At 42.2% G+C, this 19,265-nt stretch carries 12 protein-coding genes; 1 reads left to right on the top strand and 11 read right to left on the bottom strand.

All coding sequences use genetic code 11. The features are described from left to right. Positions 1-11: 11 nt before the first annotated feature. From U5K35_RS15350 to U5K35_RS15325, 6 genes are all read right to left on the bottom strand, one after another. Complete coding sequence (locus U5K35_RS15350; protein ID WP_322572381.1) at positions 12-1,211, bottom strand: hypothetical protein; 1,200 nt, start codon at positions 1,209-1,211, stop codon at positions 12-14. A 27-nt stretch (positions 1,212-1,238) separates the two neighbouring features. Continuing rightward, entirely contained in the window at positions 1,239-2,225 is a 987-nt protein-coding gene (locus tag U5K35_RS15345; RefSeq protein WP_322572380.1) for a c-type cytochrome, read from the bottom strand. Positions 2,226-2,353: 128 nt separating this feature from the next. Then, a complete protein-coding gene (locus U5K35_RS15340) occupies positions 2,354-2,905 on the bottom strand; it encodes a DUF3341 domain-containing protein (RefSeq protein WP_322572379.1) in 552 nt (183 codons plus the stop codon). Between the two features lie 4 nt (positions 2,906-2,909). Then, positions 2,910-4,346 (bottom strand): NrfD/PsrC family molybdoenzyme membrane anchor subunit, encoded by a 1,437-nt coding sequence (gene nrfD / locus U5K35_RS15335; RefSeq protein WP_322572378.1) that lies wholly within the window; start codon positions 4,344-4,346, stop codon positions 2,910-2,912. A gap of 32 nt (positions 4,347-4,378) precedes the next feature. Beyond that, entirely contained in the window at positions 4,379-7,414 is a 3,036-nt protein-coding gene (locus U5K35_RS15330) for a TAT-variant-translocated molybdopterin oxidoreductase (RefSeq protein WP_322572377.1), read from the bottom strand. 50 nt (positions 7,415-7,464) lie between these two features. Continuing rightward, the gene (locus tag U5K35_RS15325) at positions 7,465-8,109 is read right to left on the bottom strand and encodes a cytochrome c3 family protein (RefSeq protein ID WP_322572376.1); all 645 of its coding nucleotides are present in this window, start codon (positions 8,107-8,109) and stop codon (positions 7,465-7,467) included. A 442-nt stretch (positions 8,110-8,551) separates the two neighbouring features. Between U5K35_RS15325 and U5K35_RS15320 the strand changes: the two genes are divergently transcribed. Beyond that, complete coding sequence (locus U5K35_RS15320; protein WP_322572375.1) at positions 8,552-9,121, top strand: DUF420 domain-containing protein; 570 nt, start codon at positions 8,552-8,554, stop codon at positions 9,119-9,121. A gap of 742 nt (positions 9,122-9,863) precedes the next feature. Here the strand turns inward: U5K35_RS15320 and U5K35_RS15315 are convergent. From U5K35_RS15315 to U5K35_RS15295, 5 genes are all read right to left on the bottom strand, one after another. Beyond that, entirely contained in the window at positions 9,864-12,557 is a 2,694-nt protein-coding gene (locus tag U5K35_RS15315) for a hypothetical protein (protein ID WP_322572374.1), read from the bottom strand. A gap of 572 nt (positions 12,558-13,129) precedes the next feature. Beyond that, positions 13,130-14,062, bottom strand: coding sequence for a glycosyl hydrolase (locus U5K35_RS15310; RefSeq protein ID WP_322572373.1), 933 nt, complete (start codon positions 14,060-14,062; stop codon positions 13,130-13,132). 2 nt (positions 14,063-14,064) lie between these two features. Then, entirely contained in the window at positions 14,065-14,970 is a 906-nt protein-coding gene (locus U5K35_RS15305; protein WP_322572372.1) for a glycosyl hydrolase family 17 protein, read from the bottom strand. A gap of 1 nt (position 14,971) precedes the next feature. Further along, positions 14,972-17,326 (bottom strand): MFS transporter, encoded by a 2,355-nt coding sequence (locus tag U5K35_RS15300; protein ID WP_322572371.1) that lies wholly within the window; start codon positions 17,324-17,326, stop codon positions 14,972-14,974. 445 nt (positions 17,327-17,771) lie between these two features. Then, positions 17,772-19,265: a glycoside hydrolase family 30 protein gene (locus U5K35_RS15295; RefSeq protein WP_322572370.1), complete on the bottom strand. Its 1,494-nt coding sequence runs from the start codon at positions 19,263-19,265 to the stop codon at positions 17,772-17,774.

The raw sequence follows: 19,265 nt of genomic DNA, 5'->3' as shown, positions 1-19,265 counted from the left end.
TTAAAGAAAAATTATTGATGATACTCTTTGTGTAGTGATTCCGGAAGATTGGGATCGTTAACCGGCACCATATTATTGTTTTTAAACGTCTGGAAGAATATTCCCATGAAAATTCCCCCAAGTCCAATAAAAGTGGCAATATCAAGCCAGCTAATGGCCAAACCGTGGTGGTGCAGTGTAGGCATCACAATCCAGTGAATTTCTAAAAAGTGCATCACTAAAATTAGTACAGCCGTAACTTTAAGAAGCAATTCATTATGCTTCGATTCTCTGTTAAGCAACAGAATAAAAGGAATTACAAATCGGCCAAAGAGAAGCATATATGTAATTGTTTCCCAGCTTCCTTCTAATCTGTGGTAGTACCAAAGTGTTTCCTCAGGGATGTTGGCGTAGTAGATTAACAGAAACTGACTAAAAGCGATGTAGGCGTAAAACACGGTAAAACCAAAGAACCAGGCTCCCAGGTCATAAATATGAGCCTTTTTGATAACAGTGGTCAGCATTCCGTTGCTGTGCATCCAAAATACCATCAATATGATAAACGGAAAAAGCGCTTGAAAACTCATGGCAAAATAGTAAACACCAAACATGGTGGAGAACCAGTGTGCATCGAGAGACATTAACCAGTCGAAGCTTGCAAAGGCAATGGTCAGTGCAAAAAGCAATATACCGGGAGCACTAAATTTTCTGAGCAGGGCCGTTAATCCCCAATCGCGGGTGCGATCCATTTCCACTGATGTTTTATGCAGTTTATAACCTAAAAAGCTCCAAATGCCAAAATAGATAAACTGACGTATAATGAAGAATGGCTCATTTAAATAGGGTGTCTTTCCTGCAAGAATAGGATCATTCATTACATACTCAGTATTCGTCCAGCTGTACAGATTACTCATCCCTAAAATGATGGGAATGAAAAAGAGTGCCCAGATCCAGAATTTGGCAAATAGCGATTCCGGAATTCTACGAATTACCGCGCCCCACGATGATTTTGTAATATGGTGAATCATTACCATGATCAGCGCTGCAAGAGCGAAACTGGTATAGAACGCAAAACTTGTCAAATATGAGAAGAAAAACTGATCTGCATTTAGAAAATACCCAACACCGCTGGCAATGAGGCCTACGATACCTACCCCGAATAATGCTTTTGTTGCATCTTTTTGAGCAGGAAATTGAACAGAATCAGCTAATTTTGGACTGTTTGAAGCCATGAATTTATTTCTTTTTAACGCTCAGTGTTAATTATCAGAAAGTGTTTTTAAGTACTCTATGATGGATTGAATTTCACCATCAGAAAGGTAGGAGTAAGGAGCCATTACGTTATCATATCCCTCAACGATTTTAGCATCCGGTTGAACAATAGATTCTTTTAAGTACTCTTCATCAGCGGTTGCCGATGAACCGTCTGCGAAATTTCTTTCAGCACCGTATAAACCCTGGTAACTGGGCCCAACCATCCTCGAGCCGTCTACAGAGTGACAGGCATTACAGGCATTTGCAGTAACCAGTTGTTCACCCCGACTTGCTGAAATTTCCTCTTCGCCCCTAGCCGCAGCACGTTGTTCTTCAAGTTCAGCTTCCCGGGCTCTGCGTGATTCATCTTCCTGCATGAGTTGCGCTAAATCCACATCATACTGTTCCATTTCCACTTCAGGTACGTTCTGGCTGCGCTGTAGGGCTCGTACGTAAGCTACAATCGCCCATCTGTCTTCCACCTTAATTTGTGACGCGTATGAAGGCATGTTACGAATACCGTTAGCAATGGCGGAATATATTTCACCATCAGGCATGTTATAGCTGGCTTCCCTGTGGAAGCTTGGAGCCGGAACATAACCGTATCCACCGGTCATGATGATACCTTGTCCATTACCGGTGCCACCGTGACAAACCTGACAATAGACTTCAAATTTGTCTTTTCCCCTGTAAAGGAATGACTCAGTCAGGTCAAATGGGATTTCGTTTACATAGTCACCATTTTCATCAACTCCCTCATACAGAACTGTGTTGGCTTGTAATTGTCCACGGGCGACAGTTCCTTCAACAGGTGTGCGCATACTGCGTCCATCGGCAAAAAATGGGTTTGCCTCCTGAGCATTAAATCTATCCTGAAAATCCATGTTCTGCTGAGGATGAATCGGTGGTTTTTCAGATTTTTGACCGCGACATGACATCATCATGATCGAAATCAATAGTAGGGCACATATTCTGGCTGTGTTTAATTTCATCTGTATGGACAAATTAAAATTTAAATCAGATGCAACAGCTTCACGATAGTGGTAGAAACATTATCGTTTATGCTGCTGTAAATTTTTGGTTTAATTAAAATGGTCTATTTAAAACGTTACAAATCTGATTAATTATTGTAAATCTCTTCAATATTGGTACCGCCGGCATCTTTCAATAGTGTCTGAACTTTTTCAGTATCAAACTGAGGGTCATCAGATTCGATGCATACAAAAAATCCATCGTCTGTAGCTTTTTTAAAGTTTTCAGAGTTGAAAAGCGGATGATTAAACTTAGGCAAGCCGTTTAAGAAAAACATGCCAAATACCGCTCCAAACGCAGACAGAAGAACGGTAAGCTCAAAAATAACCGGAATCCAGGCCGGAATATTTAAAAGTGTTTTACCGCTTATGTTTAATGGGTAATCGGCAACCATCATAAAATAGATCATGGAAAAAGAGCCAATCAACCCCACTAAACCGTGAGATATCACAATCCAGCCCAACTTTGATTTTGGCAAATTCATTGCCTTATCAATACCGTGAATTGGGAACGGGCTGAACGTATCAAACTTCTTATATCCGTTCTGATTAATCTTTTTGGCTGCGTCGACAAGTTCTTTTGGATTTCTGAACTCGGCGAGTACACCATACATATTATTTCCTACAGTTGATTTACTCATCACTTTATCCTTTTTGTTCAGAATCGTTTACAGGTTCAGGAATTTCTACTTTTGGAGGATTGAACTCTCCGTTCTCATCATAATTGTGAGGGTCGGCTTGCGGTAATATAGCTTTGATCTCAGCAACTGCAACCATTGGCAGGAATCTGAGGAAAAGCAGGAAGAATGTGAAAAACAAACCGAATGTTCCAACATAAGTAATTACATCCCAGAATGTTGGTGAGTAGTACCCCCATGAGGATGGCAGGAAGTCAGTTGATAGTGATGTTACTGCAATCACAAATCGTTCAAACCACATACCGATGTTCACTACAATGGATATAAAGAATGTAAATGCCACGTTACGGCGTAATTTCTTAGACCAGAAAAGCTGTGGGGAGATTACATTACATGTAATCATAATCCAGTAAGCCCAGGCATAAGGTCCCGTTGCCCGAAGTATGAAAATTGCTTTTTCATACTCAACTCCACTGTACCAAGCCATGAAGAACTCCATAAGGTAGGCAAAACCGACCATTGAGCCGGTAACCATAATAATGATGTTCATCTTCTCGATGTGATCTACGGTCATTATCTCTTCGAGACCGTAAATTTTTCGCACAATAATCATGAGAGTCAATACCATCGCAAATCCGGAAAATACCGCACCGGCCACGAAGTATGGAGGGAAAATGGTTGTGTGCCATCCCGGAATCAGAGATACGGCAAAGTCAAAGGATACAATTGTGTGTACAGAGAGTACAAGGGGAGTGGCCAGCCCTGCAAGAATCATGTATGACTTTTCGTAGTTCCACCAGTGACGATTACTTCCTCTCCAGCCTAAAGCGAAAGTGCCGTAGAGAACTTTACCGATTTTACTTTTAATTCTGTCTCTGATAGTGGCAAGATCGGGTACCAATCCCACATACCAGAAGAGCAGCGAAACCGTAAAATATGTTGATACGGCAAATACGTCCCACAAGAGTGGAGAATTAAAGTTGGGCCACATTAACATTTGGTTAGGCAGTGGGAAAACCCAGTAAATCACCCAGATTCGACCGACGTGAATGGCCGGGAATATACCCGCACACATTACGGCAAAGATGGTCATAGCCTCCGCAAAACGGTTAATGGCCGTTCTCCAGTTCTGTCGGAAGAGGAAAAGAATAGCGGAAATAAGCGTACCGGCGTGACCGATACCAACCCACCATACAAAGTTGATAATAGCCCATCCCCATCCGGCAGGGGCATTTAATCCCCAAATTCCGGTTCCTTCCCAAATGAGGTATCCAATGGAGAAAAGAAGTACAAACAGCAGAATATTTGAAATACCAAATGCGATGTACCAGCCTTTAGGCGTGGGACGCATGTTGATATCGGTAATCAACGCTGTAAGACTCTTAAAATCGTGATTCCCCTTTACAAGAGCGGGTTCAGGAACGTATTCGTACGTTTTACTCATGTTAAATCTGTTGCGATTAAATATCCTGGTTATTAAGCCAATTCTGAGTTAGTATTTCGAAGCTTCGCGAGATATGACGTTCTTGGACGAACATTCATCTCTTCGAGCATTACATAGTTTCTGTCATTCTGCTTGTGCTGAGAAACAACACTGTTTTGATCTGTCAGATCACCAAATGTGATTGCATTTGCCGGACAAGCCTGCTGGCAAGCTGTTTGAACAGCTCCGTCTTCAGGTTTCTTGGAACCGGTGGCAATTTTGGATTTGATTTTTGCACTGTTCACTCGCTGTACACAGTAAGAGCATTTCTCAATAACACCTCTGAAACGAACGGTTACGTCAGGATTCATTGCCATTTGGATGATTTCTGGATCGTCGCCGGTGGTTAAATACTCTTTTGTATAGTTGAAGAAGTTGAAACGACGAACCTTGAACGGACAGTTGTTAGCACAATATCGTGTACCAATGCAACGGTTGTAGGTCATCTGGTTCATGCCGTCTTCACTGTGAGTGGTTGCAGCAACCGGACAAACCTGCTCGCAAGGCGCCAATTCGCAGTGCATACACGGTACCGGCTGGTGATAGACTTTCGGATTGTCCCGATCGCCTTCAAAATAGCGGTCTGTTCGGATCCAGTGCATGATTCGGCGTCTGCCAACTTCGCGCTTACCGATCACGGGAATATTGTTCTCGGCCTGGCAGGCAATCGTACATACTCCACAGCCAAAACAGGCATTCAGGTCGATGGCCATACCCCATTGCGGTTGGTAATCAGGGCCATATTGCTCTTCAAACAGAGAGATCGGGCCTCGTTCATCACCTTCGGCAAGTGCTTCCTTCATGCCGGGTACTTCGTAACCGTGAATGCTCTTATAGGTAGCAAAATCAGGATTTTCACGATACTCCTCGAGTGTCGCTTCCCGAACCATGTCACGGCCTTCAATATTATTATGGTCTTGGACGCAGGCAATTTCGTACATAGAACCGGTGCGTTCAACGCTTGCCGGCTGATTGAACATCGCTTCACTGGTTCGTAGCGGGTAAACATCCACTCCGACGCCGTCAGCAACACGGCCAAGGTTGTTCCTGCCGTAACCCGTTGTTAAAGTAATAGAGTTATCAGCGTGACCGGGGAGAACCCATGCTGCAATTTCAATGGTAGTATCTCCGGCAGAAATTCGAACCGTAGGTACTTCGTTCGACTTAAAACTTTGTTCCGGCGGCAGACCAAGCGATTCTGCAGTGCTCGGACTCATCAGTGCCACATTATCCCATGTAATTTTGGTCATAGGCTCAGGCAGCTCCTGTAGCCAGCCATTGTTTGCAAAACGACCGTCAAAAAGTGTGGCATCCGGTTTAATGGTAATCTCCATTCCGGATATCGGCTCTGCGTTCAGATTTGGCCGGATATCAGATGCAAAACCGCCTCTGAGGGATACATCTACGGAACTGAAACCTGAGTTAGGATCAACGCCGTCATGAAGAACAGTTTCCCAGTTCTGATTGAAATTTGAAGAGAAGTAACCTCTCCAGGTTTCCTGAACCAGATCGTAACCTACACTCTCTTCACCGGATACGATTGTGTTTAAAAATTCAATTTCACTCAAACTGTCATAAAGTGGCAGTATCTGTGGCTGAATGACAGAACGCTGACCTGTGTAGGAGAGACCGTCTCCCCATGCTTCCAGAAAGTGAGCTCTATTCACGTGCCAATCTGCAACCCTTGACGTTTCATCGTAGTAATCAGAGAGATGAATCTTTGTATCAACGTTGCCCAATGCTGTTGCAAAATCCAGGTCTGATGGGGCAGCGTAAACAGGATTAGTTCCGATTAGAACAACAGTATCGTAAACACCAGCTTTCATTTCGTCCATCGCCTCTAAAAAGGCTTCTGTCTGATGTTGATCGGCGTAATGTGGAATTTCGTGATAAGTAACGGTATTACCTGCATTCTTCAATGCGGAGTTTATTGCAGCAACAGCAGCATGAGCAGCAGAAGAGTGATCAAAACCGAGACTAACAATAGAACTTCCTTGATTTGAAAGGAGATCATCGGCTAGTTTGTCAACCCACTCATGATTCGTGAAACCGTTGGATACATTCCCAAAGGCTCCCAGCCCGCTTACACTTTCTGAGAGTCTTGACGCGAGGGCATAGGTGAAAGGTTCAATTTCAGATGTTTTCAATCTCAATCTGTGATCAGCGTAAGAGCCGGTAGATGAAAACGAATTCTCGACACTGTATATACGTGACATAGAATCGTCGGTGCTGTTCACTTTACGGCGTGCTGTCAGCTTGTATGCGTTCTCAACACTATTCTTGTGTCCATATGGACTCATAAAGTCGTCGTTCAGAGAAACGACCACATCTGCTTCATCATAATGATTGACTGTTCTAAGCCTTCTGCCAAACGCGATGTTTGTTCCCTCAATAACATTATCGTCATTAAATGGCTCGAACGTGACCCAGTTGGCGTTCGAAAATGTTTGAAGAGCATTCTCCTTTACTCTGTTATATGTAGGAGAGGAGTTTGCTTCGCTTACAAACAGAATATTTCTGTTGCGATCAGAAAAGTGCTCGGATGCAAATTGGATAAAATCTTCTTTGGAAACGGATTCGCCATTTCTTCGCGGTGATCTCGAACGATCAGGATCGTAAAGGTTTAAAATGCCGGCCTGATTATAAATATTTGTTCGTCCGCCACTTGCCGGGTGTTGATCATTCCCCTCAAGTTTAGTGGGGCGTCCTTCATTGTTCTCTACCAAAAGTCCTGTTACCGTATCCTGAAAAGGCATACTGGTAGCGTAGAAGTTTGGTTCTCCCAGAACCAGGTCTTCGGGCTGTTTGGAATATGGAAGAATTTTTTGAACCGGCTTACGGCATGATGCAAACCCGGCCAACGCGATAGAGGCTCCCATCACACGAAGAAAACTCCGGCGAGAAACCTGATCGGTCATTTCGGTAGCATTCTCGGGAAATTCTCTTTCAGCGTACTTTTCGTACTCTTTGTTCTTGGCAAGTTCGTTTAAACTTTTCCAGAAAGTAGTTTGATTTGACTGATCACTCATTCTTTACAGAATATTAAATTGAAACTCAGGGTTTGAATTAGATCAAACAATTAATAGTGGCAACTTTGGCAATACGTAGGAGCGTTGATATTGTGCTTAGCAACCAATTCACGTCCAATTTCAAGCTGATTTTCTACTGAATAACCCATTGTAGTTACTTCAGATACCGGGCGAACGTGTTTTTCAGGCTCACGGTGGCAATCGAGGCACCATCCCATACTTAATGGCTCAGCCTGATGTACAACTTCCATTCGGTCAATACGACCATGACAAGATTCGCAGCCAACCCCAACATTCACGTGAGCGGCATGATTAAAATAAGCGTAATCAGGCAGCATATGAACACGTACCCACTCAATGGGTTCGCCGGTTTCCCAGCTGTCTCGAACAGGTTGAAGGGTTTCTACATCCGTTCGGATTTGACTGTGACAGTTCATACAAGTTTGTGTAGCCGGAATATTGGCATACCGTGATTCTTCTACCTGTGTATGACAGTATTGACAATCCATACCCAGCTTAGATACGTGAACCTGGTGGGAAAATGGTACCGGTTGTTCAGGCATATAACCTACATCGGTAAATTCAGGTGAGAAGAAGTACCATATACCAAAGACGATAGCATTTAATAGTATGATAGAACCTATAAGAATTCGTTTGGGTGCTTCATCAACCCATTTAGGAAAAATCTGAGCCATAAGAATTATTGAATATTATCCATTCCTTATTGTAAAATTTACAGGAAGCAAATCAGCCAAGAAGGTAGCGAAAATTATAAATTCTGCATACCTATAATGAGGTGAAATTGAGTATTTAAACTCATTCTAAATAATAGCGCTTCGGTAAACATCAACTAATTTTGCTTACAAAGATAGTGGACAGAACTGTTAATTGCTCAAAATTTGATGTTTTTTTTGCGCATAAATATGAGTGTAAGTATCACCCAGTCGATCAGATTATTTAATTCATCAAAAATCTCTGAAGGCACAAGGTTTAGGAATTTTTCAGGCACGATTTTCCTTTAAGATTGCTCATTCTTTTTAAAGTTCGATGTATAAAAAGATTCAAAGTAATTGAAGTATTCATTGTTAAATCGCTTATTTTTGAGCGCAAGAATTAGAGTAATCCGGATTATTTGAAATGAAAGAACCAAACAACGACGAACTAACCGTAGATTTTTTAAAGAATATAAGTGTAGCCAAAGCAGTAGGTGTAATACTTCTTATCAGCGCTTTGGCCTTTCTGTTTTTGATCTGGCTGATCTATTTTAGAGAGACGGCAGAAGAAACCGCGGCATGGGTGGCAAACCTGCCGGCACTCAATGCTCTCCTTAACAGTGCGAGTACGGTATTTATCGTCTTGGGGTTTTTAGCGATAAAGAAGAGAGAGTTTGTGACTCACATGAAATTTATGCTTACAGCTTTTGTTACCTCATCCCTGTTTTTAATCAGTTACCTGGTCTATCATAATTATGTGGGACACACACCATTTCCGGGTGAGGGGATAATCAGGCCTGTCTACTTCTTCATTCTTATCAGTCACATTATTTTATCTGCATTCGTTGTACCGCTGGTGCTTACGAGTTACTACTTTGCTTTTTCAGGAAAATTCTCAACGCACAGAAAAGTGTCGAAGTGGACCTTGCCGATTTGGCTTTATGTATCCGTTACAGGTGTGGTCATCTTTTTTATACTAAACGCATACGTTTAGCGCTGCTTTAATTTAAAGCCTGAGTTTGATTATTGATTAGCTTCAGTTCGAGATAAAATTTTGCTACATAGTGCCCCTCCGACTGCTGACGAAGTGCCCATGAGGAATGAAAAGTAGTAGATTCAAATCTAATGGATGAATTTATCGAAGACAAAACACTAGTCCAGCGGTCATCCCCTTCGTCGATTGGAAAATCAGGGTCAACCCATTCACCCTTCCAAATGGACTTTTTAAGAGCGTAAGTTCCATCTTCGGCCTTGATTAGGTGGAGGATTCAGCATGTGTTTGCATCAAAGCGCGGGAGACATCACAATATCGGCTCATCTCGCAGAATCGACGTTGTGTAACTACGCGCGCGGCAAACCAGGCCCGGAACAATCACCGCGCGAGTTTCCGTGTTTCCTTGGCGGCCAAATAGGAATAATGGAAACAGTTGTATCTGTGGGATTGTCGACTTCAACAACATTTTTAGATGATTCTCGCAAGGGTGTGATGGGTAAAAGCCGGAATCAGAAACCCGAATTTGACTAACATGAGTTTGGGATAACGAACTGGAGAACGTGTCTCCCCAAGGAGGGACCTGTCTCATGTTGCAAATTCCTTAATCACTGTCTTGCTCTGGATACATTCAGCAGCTCCGCTGCAGAAACTACTATTTATACATCCACCATTGTCCCCTGTTCAATTTGGGCATCCTAGCAAATTCATATATCGTATTCAAGGTAAAAATAGATTTATTTAACTAAACGGTGTTGAGAAACTCATGCAGATCTTGTTCCGTATTCAAGTCCAGTTTTTTTCGAAGGCGGGAGCGGTTGATGTATACGCTTGAGGGCTGGATGTTCATGAAATCTGCAATTTCCTTGGAGTTGAAGCCAAGTTTGAGATAGGCACAGAGGCGAAGATCGTTACTGGAAAGCTGAGAGTATTCGCTTTTAAGCCTTTGAAAAAATTCTTGATGAAGCTGATCCATCTGAATTTCAAACGTGTTATCCTCTTCGGTTGAATAGGAGTTAAGCAAACTGTGAATCTCTTTCCATCGTGATTTAGGAAGATCAGAGCTTTCTTCGATTTTCTTGAATTTCTTTTTCAATTTATCGATCAACCGGTTTTTGTCCTCACTCTCTTTTGCTTTATTTGCAAGCTCAATTGTTTTGTCTTTCAGTTCTTTTTTAAGCTGATTAAAATCTTCCTGCAGACGCTCTTGTTCTATCCTGAGTATTTTCTGCCGATGTTTTTCTGCCTGATCCCTCAGCGAGTGTTGCTTGCTGATTAGAAACTGTTTTTCCTGTTTTTTGAAGATGTGTTTCTGCCATAGATAGAGAAGATACACGAAAGCGAAAATCAATAAGATGTATGCAAGGTACGCGTACCAGGATAAATACCATGGCGTGGCTATTTGAAAAGTGATTGTGGACTGCTCGTATACCGTTTCGTCTACCTTAGCCCTTACCGTAAGATCGTAATCTCCGTTTGATAAATTTATTAGATCAACACCGCTCTCGTAAGTCCACGAACTCCAATTATCGTCACTGTTTAAACGATGCTGATAAAGCACATTTTGCCGGTTCGGGACCAAAAATTCTACTCTTACATTATTAAAATTGTGGGGAATAGTCTCTTCGGCAAAAGCCTGCACTTTATCCTCGTTATTATAGGCTTCAATTTTTCTGAATATCAGTTTTGCAGTACCCGAACTGTCAAAATAATTTTCTTCCATATAATTGAAAGCAAAACCATTGTAAAGCGGTAAGAACTGAATATTCTGATTTAGCATTGTTGAACGGTAGATCCAGGGCATCATGTCTTCGGGAACTGACCGATAATCTAAATTAGTCCTTGAAGAGAAACTGCTGTCTGCAGCTGAATAGGCATACTCAAACTCATCGGTGCGCACCCGGATTGAATCTCTTTGATTCACAATAAATGGGTCTGAACCTTCAAAAGTGTCGTTCAAAAAAATATCTCTTTCTATTGGAATGAGATCATCGTCCAGGACAGTACGGATAATGCCGAAGGTGGGTATGTTCACCCATAGTGTATTGTCATTATCAACGATAATTTGATTGGCTGAACCCCGTATCAAATCCATAGTTTTTAAGAAGGACCATTTGTCGTCTTCTTTTTGAAAAATGGCAATTCCATTGTACGTGCCGCCAAGAAGATAATCTTTGTAGGTTTCAACCGTCCAGAAACCCTCCTGGTTACCCACCCGTTCCAATTTGTTATCATTTAATATAAAAAGTCCACGGTCGTGGCCCACAAACAGTTCATCGTCAATTTCTTTCAGCATCCAGACCTGACCTTTACTTTCCGGAATAATATCAAACCTGAAGTACTCCACATCATTATTCAGTTCTTGCCATGATGATCTGTAAAGCCCTTTATTGGTTCCAAGATAGAAGACATCATTTTTTAACTGGGCTGTGTATCCTGTTCCAAAATCACCTCTGTAATCATAAAAGAACGTCATTTGATTTTTCAAATCGAGGGAAGAAACTCCGAAATCAAGTCCCAGCCACAGCTGATTATTTTGGCTGTTATGCAGACTTAAGATTGTATTATTCGTTAATCCCTTGTTCCTGTTGATGTAGTGGATAATATTTCCATCTATATCACTGATGTAAAGACCGTTTTGCACGGTTCCAAAAGCTAAATAGTTCTCATCAATCTGCTCGAAGCTGAAGACGTTTGAATTTTTGATTGTTTGGGAGACAGGGGAGTCGATGGGGATAAGTTCCCCGGAATTAATTCGAAATAAGCCTGAATTATAGGTAACCAACACAATTTCGTTATTGTGGTGATAGACTCCTGCAATTTCGATTTCAGAATTTTCAGGAAATTCTATGACCGGCTCAAAAGAAAGGTCATCAAACAGCAATAATCCGGACTCTTCGTCGGATAGGTAAAGATTACCATTCACTTTGAAGCTGCCATCAAACCGATTGGGAGCAGAAATCTTGGTTAAATTATCGTTTCGAAATAAGTAGATATTGAAATCAGAAATAAAAAGTATATCATCACCAACCTGCTGGATATCCCAGAACTCTTCGCTTATATCTAAAAGATCTTCCCGAAATGGATAGAGTGAGCGGTATTCAAACTCCAAATAGCGATTCCTTTCCCAAACGCCAAAATCCAGGTCAGACCCCGTATAAATCAATGAATCGTTTACAACATGCACTGAACGAGTGAAACCATCACTGCCGCTGAAGTTTTTCCAGTTCTGTCCATCAAATTCCAGCAGTCCTCTGTCGGCTGCCATATAAACAACTCCGTTTGGGGCGGAATCGATATCCCATACTTTTCCCTGATTATTGTATTGAACGGGAGTGTAGTTCTCTAATTGAGGCACACCCTTTTCAGGAATTTGTTGAGCCTGTGCGGTAAAAACCAACAGAAAAAGAAAAAGAGAGTATGTAAACAGTCTTTTCAAAGATGAATAATCGAACGTGTTAATTATTTAGTCATCATGTGATGGCATAAATAATGGTGTTTTATAAACATATCCTAACAGTTTTCGATATTTAACCCAAAAAATGGTTTATAGAATTCCAATCTGAAAAAGATACTGATTCAATTTAGATGTGATTCGAGCATAAATTTACTTTAAGGTGGGTTCGATGTAAAGTACATCCACAGATTAAACTGTTTCCCTTATTCCTTTTGGGCCGCCAAAAGGAATCAAAAGCTTCCGCCTGCCTTCCGGAGCTTCAGCGCAGGCAGGCGCTTTGATGCAAACCATGCTAATCCTCCACCAATCAAGGCCGGAGGGTTCTTTCGCTTTTTTAAAAAAAGTATGAGTGAATAGCCTGCACCTGATTTATCCATCACAAAAATGAACGCTATAATATATTGCCTTCAATGCATTTACAACACTAAAGCTATAAATATATGGGTAATTTCAACCCCTAGACTTTCCTTCCGAAGGAGGGGGGAGACACTTTTCCGAAGTTCTTAAAAAACGATTGATGATGTTACTAATCGGAAAATCATTCGTTCAGATATTTATTGCAGGGTAGCAGTCTTCATGGCAAGTTTCGGTGATCTGTCGATTTTGAACAGACCCCAATGTTTTTCGGGCTCCAGGCTTTCCGGCGATCCTTTCCATGTCTCATCAAATGCTTCGAAGAAAAAAGTAAGGATATGCTCTTTTTCAACCCAGTCCATTAATTTCTCGAAGTAAATTTTCTGAAACTTCTCGTTTACATTTTCCGGAAGAATGCCCTTTCCATTAGATTTTGTAGCCCATCCCGCTTCTGTAATTACAACAGGTTTATTGGGGTATTTCTGAGCCACAACCCGGTAATTCTCTTTTGTGTAGTCTAACGCTTCGTTAATACTTTTGTACTCCCAGACAGGGTAGGTGTGAATGGATATGAAATCTAATTCATGAGCCAGCGGTTGCAGCTTTGAGAGCCAGGGCACGTAATTTTCGCAGAAAGTTACCGGTTGTTTAGCGAGTTTTTTCACTTCCTGAACGTAATGAATGACCCGTTCTGTGGGAACCAGATGATCTGTCCAGTCCACGCACGCCTCATTACCTACAGATAGGGAAAAAATGATATCAGCATACCGGTTTGCAAATTCAGCCAGCTTGTGCATTTTTTTGCTATTATTAACACGGTTCTGCTCAAGTACATGTTTGGGATGGATGCCGCCTCCCCATGGACAGTCGAAGTTATTTGTCTCGGCTTCGATGTAAGCGCCCAGCATCACCTGAAAATCCAGATTTTCATTTCTAATAACATCAAGCACAATTTCGGCGTGCAGATCACAATCAAATAACCGAAGATATTTCCAATGATTGTGAAGAAGCATTAAATCCTCTTTTACTTCTTTATAGTTGGGATATTTACCTCCCGGTTGTTGTCCATCCCTGAATCCGGAATAGCAGATGGCTCTTTCGGGCATCAAACCCAGCTTTTTAAATGTATCCATACTTAGTATTTAATTTTACCTGATTTATCCCAGATTCCCCAGTAAGCACCCACTTCACCTTCTGAACTGATTTTCCAGGATTCATCGAAAGAGGAGAAGTAAAAGACTTCAACATCTTCATCATTCGCCCAAAGATAGGTATTGATAAAATAAATCATTGCATTTTGATGAGTTGGAACTGCATTGCCAAGGGCTTCCCCTTTATTTGGCCAGCCAGTTTCAGAAATCATTACTCTTTTACCATTCGCGGCATTTTTAACCTGGTAGTACATCTGTCTCATATGCTGAAAGGAGTCTTGTATATCTGTTCCTTCCCAATAAGGATAGCAGTTGCACAGAATAATTTCACAGGCTTCGGTAATTTTTGGTCTTTGAACAAATTCATAATAAGCGTCCACGTAGCCAACGGGTATATCGGGAAGTAGTTCCTTTACTTCCTCGATGTATTCAAGAAGTTCCTCTTCACTCAGGTCATCCCGGTAAAGCACTTCATTGCCCACGGCGGCTACATCTACATAACCCTCCCGCGCCAGTTTTACCAGGTTATCGATTTCCTGCCTATTCTTTTCCTTGTCACTGCCCAGCCATGCGCCTACCAGTGTTTTTAAGCCGGCATTTTTTGCCACTTTTGGTATCAATTCGTTTCCTTCTGTGCACGAGAAAGAGCGAACCCAGTCTGAGTGTTTATTGAGAATATTTATTCTTTTAACAATCTGATCTTGAGTTACTACATCTCCCGGTTTCTGTCCCTCCTCATACAGACTGAAGCAGAATCCGTGAATGCCGCCATAAAGAACTTCCAAAAACAGATCTTTAAGTTCTCTACCCGACATATTTTTCAGATAGTCAAGTTTTGGAACTGTATCCGATTTCTTAAAACTCAGGTACTTTTCTTCTCTGTAAGACATTTTAATTTACCTTTAATTGTTCATTTTTATTCCAAAGACCCCATCTCGCTCCAACATCACCTTCGTGTCGGGCTTTCCAGGATTCGTCAAATGATGAGAAGTAAAACACTTCAACTTCTTCTTGTTCACTCCATTTCTTTAAACGGATAAAATACTTCATCATATTTTCAACGGAAGGCTCGGCCTGATCTACACTTTTCCCGTAGGTAGGCCATCCGGTTTCTGCGATGATCACTTTCTTGTCACCAGCAATATTATTTATCACCTCATACATTTTTGCCAAATAGAGGGATGAATGTTCGGCTTCATAGCCTTCCCAAAATGGATAACAGTTGGCAAGTATAACATCACAGGCTTTAATCACTTTTGGGCTCTGATAAAGTTGATAGTATGTATCTACATAACTTACCATTGCATCGGGCAACGCCTCTTTTACCTGATTGATATATGCAACGATCTTATCCTCACTCAGTTCATCCCTGAGTAAACATTCGTTACCAACAGTAACGATATCTGCATGGCCGGCTTTAGCAACCTTGATCAAATTTTCGATCTCAGTTTCATTTGCTTCCAGATCATTATCAATCCAGGCTCCAACTATGGTTTTCAATCCCATTTCTTTGGCAACCTCGGGGATATATTCATTACCATCGGTACAAGAAAATGAACGGATCCATTTAGTATGCGGAGCCACCACCTTCATTCTTTTCTCAATTTGCTCTTTCGATAGCTGATCTCCCAGGTTCTGGCCTTCCCGGTATGGGCTAAAACAAATACCGTGAATACCGCTGTTCAGCGACTCTTTAAAGCTTTTCTTTAACTTTTTGATACTAAGCTGACCGATCTCCGCTGCGACAGCTTCTTCGTCGAGATCGACAGAGGTCATAGAGAGCAACCGGTCTTTCTGATAAGAATAAGGGACAGAAACGGCATCTTTTTCTGCTTTGCGGGCATCTAATATTTTCCGGACCTCATTGGCTTTTTCTTCGTTTACGTCATAATCACGCATTACCCAAAGTGCCACCACTGTTCCAAACATGGGTAAAGCCGAAAAGAATATTCTTAATCCCGTGATCGCTCCTTCAGGCTGAACGGTCAGATTTCCGTCAAAACCGACTACAGTGAGAATAACCCCACTTAAGCCCCCGGCAATTGCAAAACCAAATTTCACCATATACCAGTAGATCGCACCGAATATCCCCTCTCTCCGTTTTCCATAATTAAGTTCATCTATATCTATCACATCAGCAGTCATAGACATCATCAATACAAACAAACTCCCGATCCCGAATGAGTGAAAGGGTAAGGCCAGCAGGAACATCCATGGTTTTCCGGGAACAAAAAGGAACCACAAACTCGCATACCCAAACAGTGCTATTGTTTGAGCTATCATGAATGCTTTTTTCTTACCAAGCATTCTTGACATACGAGCTACAATGGGGATAACCAAAAAGGTGGTCACCAGTGCGCCGGCGCTACCAAAGAGAGGGATCCATATGCCTGCTTCGTTCGCGTCTCCGCCAAATAAATACCATACAACAATGAAGAAAGTAAACCCGGCAACAGTGTTAAAGGCATTAAAAATGAAAAATGTTGCAATACAGAGTTTTCTGAATGGGGTTAATGACAATGCCTCTTTGAACCCCCTGATGATTTCTTTGAGGCTCCGCTTAATGTTGTTCAGTGTCAGCGATTCATAATCTTCATTTACCGTAGATTTATTGGGAATAAAAAGACCGGGAATCATAGCACAGATTGCAAAGGTTATACCCACCCAGATGGCAAGCTCTCGTGTGGCCGCTTCAGCCGATGGGAACCATGCAGGATCGTACATGATCACCCAGAACCAGGGAGCAATGACCCACGCCCATTGGCCAATCCACTGAGCAATGGCCATAATTTCGGTTCTCTCGTGAAAGTCGTCACTCATTTCATATCCCATAGCCACATAAGGCACACTGAATATGGTTAAGCCAATATAGAAGGCAAATGACCAGAATAAGAAGTAGCCAAAATTGTAATTGACTGAGTTTTCAGCGTAAAGCTGCCACATTATGATAAAAGAAATACACATGATTACAGCACCTGTAATCACATATTGCCTTCTTCGCCCAAACCTTGAACGGGTATTATCTGATATAAAGCCCACGATGGGGTCGGTAACAGCATCAAGTACACGTGGCAGAAAGTATACGATACCCCACATCCAGCCCGGAAATCCAAGATTCTGTACCAGCACTACCATGAAGATTCCCAATGTTGCAGGAAACATCTGATTGGCCAACATACCCATCCCGAAGGCTATTTTGTGGCGATAGGGTACCTTATTTTTATTTAAAGTTTCAGGTTGAGACATTTTTTATTCACTTATGATTTTAGAAAGATCATTTATGGGATGCGATAATCATCGTCTGATTAGTTTTGCCCGGTATTTTGAAGGTTTTTTTTGCCCAATGGGTGTATTATCTGCTATTACAGTATAGTTAGTGTATATGTTTAATTGGCTTGCGTTTGTTTAATCAAAGGTGGTCTAATTCCCCGACCCTCTGGGTCGGAATTTAGGATAAAGTCCCTCCGCCAGCTGGCGGAGCAGAAGGCGATCCCGACAGCTGTCGGGAGAGCAGGGGGATGACCAACGTAATCATAATCAATGGACCAGGAGTTGATTCTTAGGCACAATTGATCATCCCCCATTGCCCCCTTCGAAGGGGGACACTCCTCAATAAGTACATTCTTCATCAACATATTTTAGATTTTAAGTTGATACCTCGTGGGCTCTGCCCCGAGGTAGTTCATTAATTCTACACTGGAATAATTACAGTTTGAATGGCTTTTCCACTGATTGAAAATTCAGTCGATTTTCCATTCAGGTTTAAGGTGATGCTTTTTGAATTTTCTTCAGGATTGAACAGAACAACAGCAATGGTTCCGTCCGGATTTTGAGCGGCCGTTACCATCAGATCTTCATCAGTGTGCTGATGGCCAATTCTTACCGCTCCCGGCCTGATGTATCTGCTGAAATGAGCCATGGTGTAGTAGAGAGGAGTGAAGTAAACTTCATCCAAATCGGGATCTACAATAACAGGAGCAGCACACCAGTTTTCGGCCCAGTTTGGACCACCTTGGCGATTCAAAACCATGTTCCAGTCAACCCAGCCGTCAACCCAGTTGTTTAGTGTTCCAATGATATCCCGGGCATATCTGAATACAGGCACATACTTTGGGTGAAGATGTTTTCGATCTTCAGGCGCCCAGTCCCAGCCCCAATCCGTTGCTTCCTTAGACCAGTACCATGCGTCGTCTTTCCATGCCGGAACTTCCGCGTCAACCGTTGCTTCCGTTTGAATCAAATGCTTGTTCGGAGCTTTATTATGAGCGTACTGAAGTTCTTCAGGAAAGTAGTGGTATGTGCTTCCATACCAGTGCACGGCTGTTCCATCGTAATATTTGGCAACTTCGGGATCGTCGTACATGGCATCCACCCATTCAATTAGTTCAGCGTCACGATTTTGATCATACCCGAATATTTTCACATCCTGTTCGTCCTGTTCCAATCGAGGACCCAGATGGTTTTTGACAAATTCATTCTGCTCTTCCGGTGTGAAATGCATGCTCTCCCAGTTGCTGTCGTTCCCCAGAGGTTCATTCTCTACGGTAAAAGCCCAGATATCAATTCCCTCTTCCCTGTAGGCATCCAGGTATTTGGAAAAGAAAAGTGCCCATGTATCATAGTATTCGGGGAGCAGTTTACCGCCTTCCCAGTCGTTGTTGTCTTTCATCCAGGGCGGGGCCGTCCAGGGGGATGCTATAATCTTAAAACCGTCCTTCGATATTTCCATCGCGTCCTTGATCATAGGAATCATGTCATCCCGGTCTTCATCTATTGAGAAGTGCTCCAGGTTAACATCACCTGCAACCGGAGCATAGGAGTAATTGGAGAGGGAGAAATCACTGGAGTTCATATGCTTTCTCGTTAGAGAATACCTTGCGCCGTCTTCACCGAAATAGGCTTCCAAAACTTTCATTCGGTTCTCGTTACTCAGTTCATTCAGCAAATATGCCGATGCTTCCGTAAAGGAACCGCCAAATCCGGTAATCTCCTGAAATGTTTCCTCAGGGTTGATTGTAACCGCAACACGGTTTTCCGCTTCTTCAAACTCCTGCAGCTCGGTGAGTTGATTTCCACTTTCAGACGTTTCAAATATTTGTACGTTCATCTCATCATTACTCATATCACAGCTCAAGAGGGTGAATAAAAGTATCGTTACAAGTGTGGCTATGGCTGTATGTTTCAT

The organism is Rhodohalobacter sp. (genome assembly GCF_034521535.1).
Classification (GTDB): Bacteria; Bacteroidota; Rhodothermia; order Balneolales; family Balneolaceae; genus Rhodohalobacter.
The sequence above is the reverse complement of the archived record's forward strand: the minus strand, read 5'-3'. Positions and strand labels throughout refer to the sequence as shown.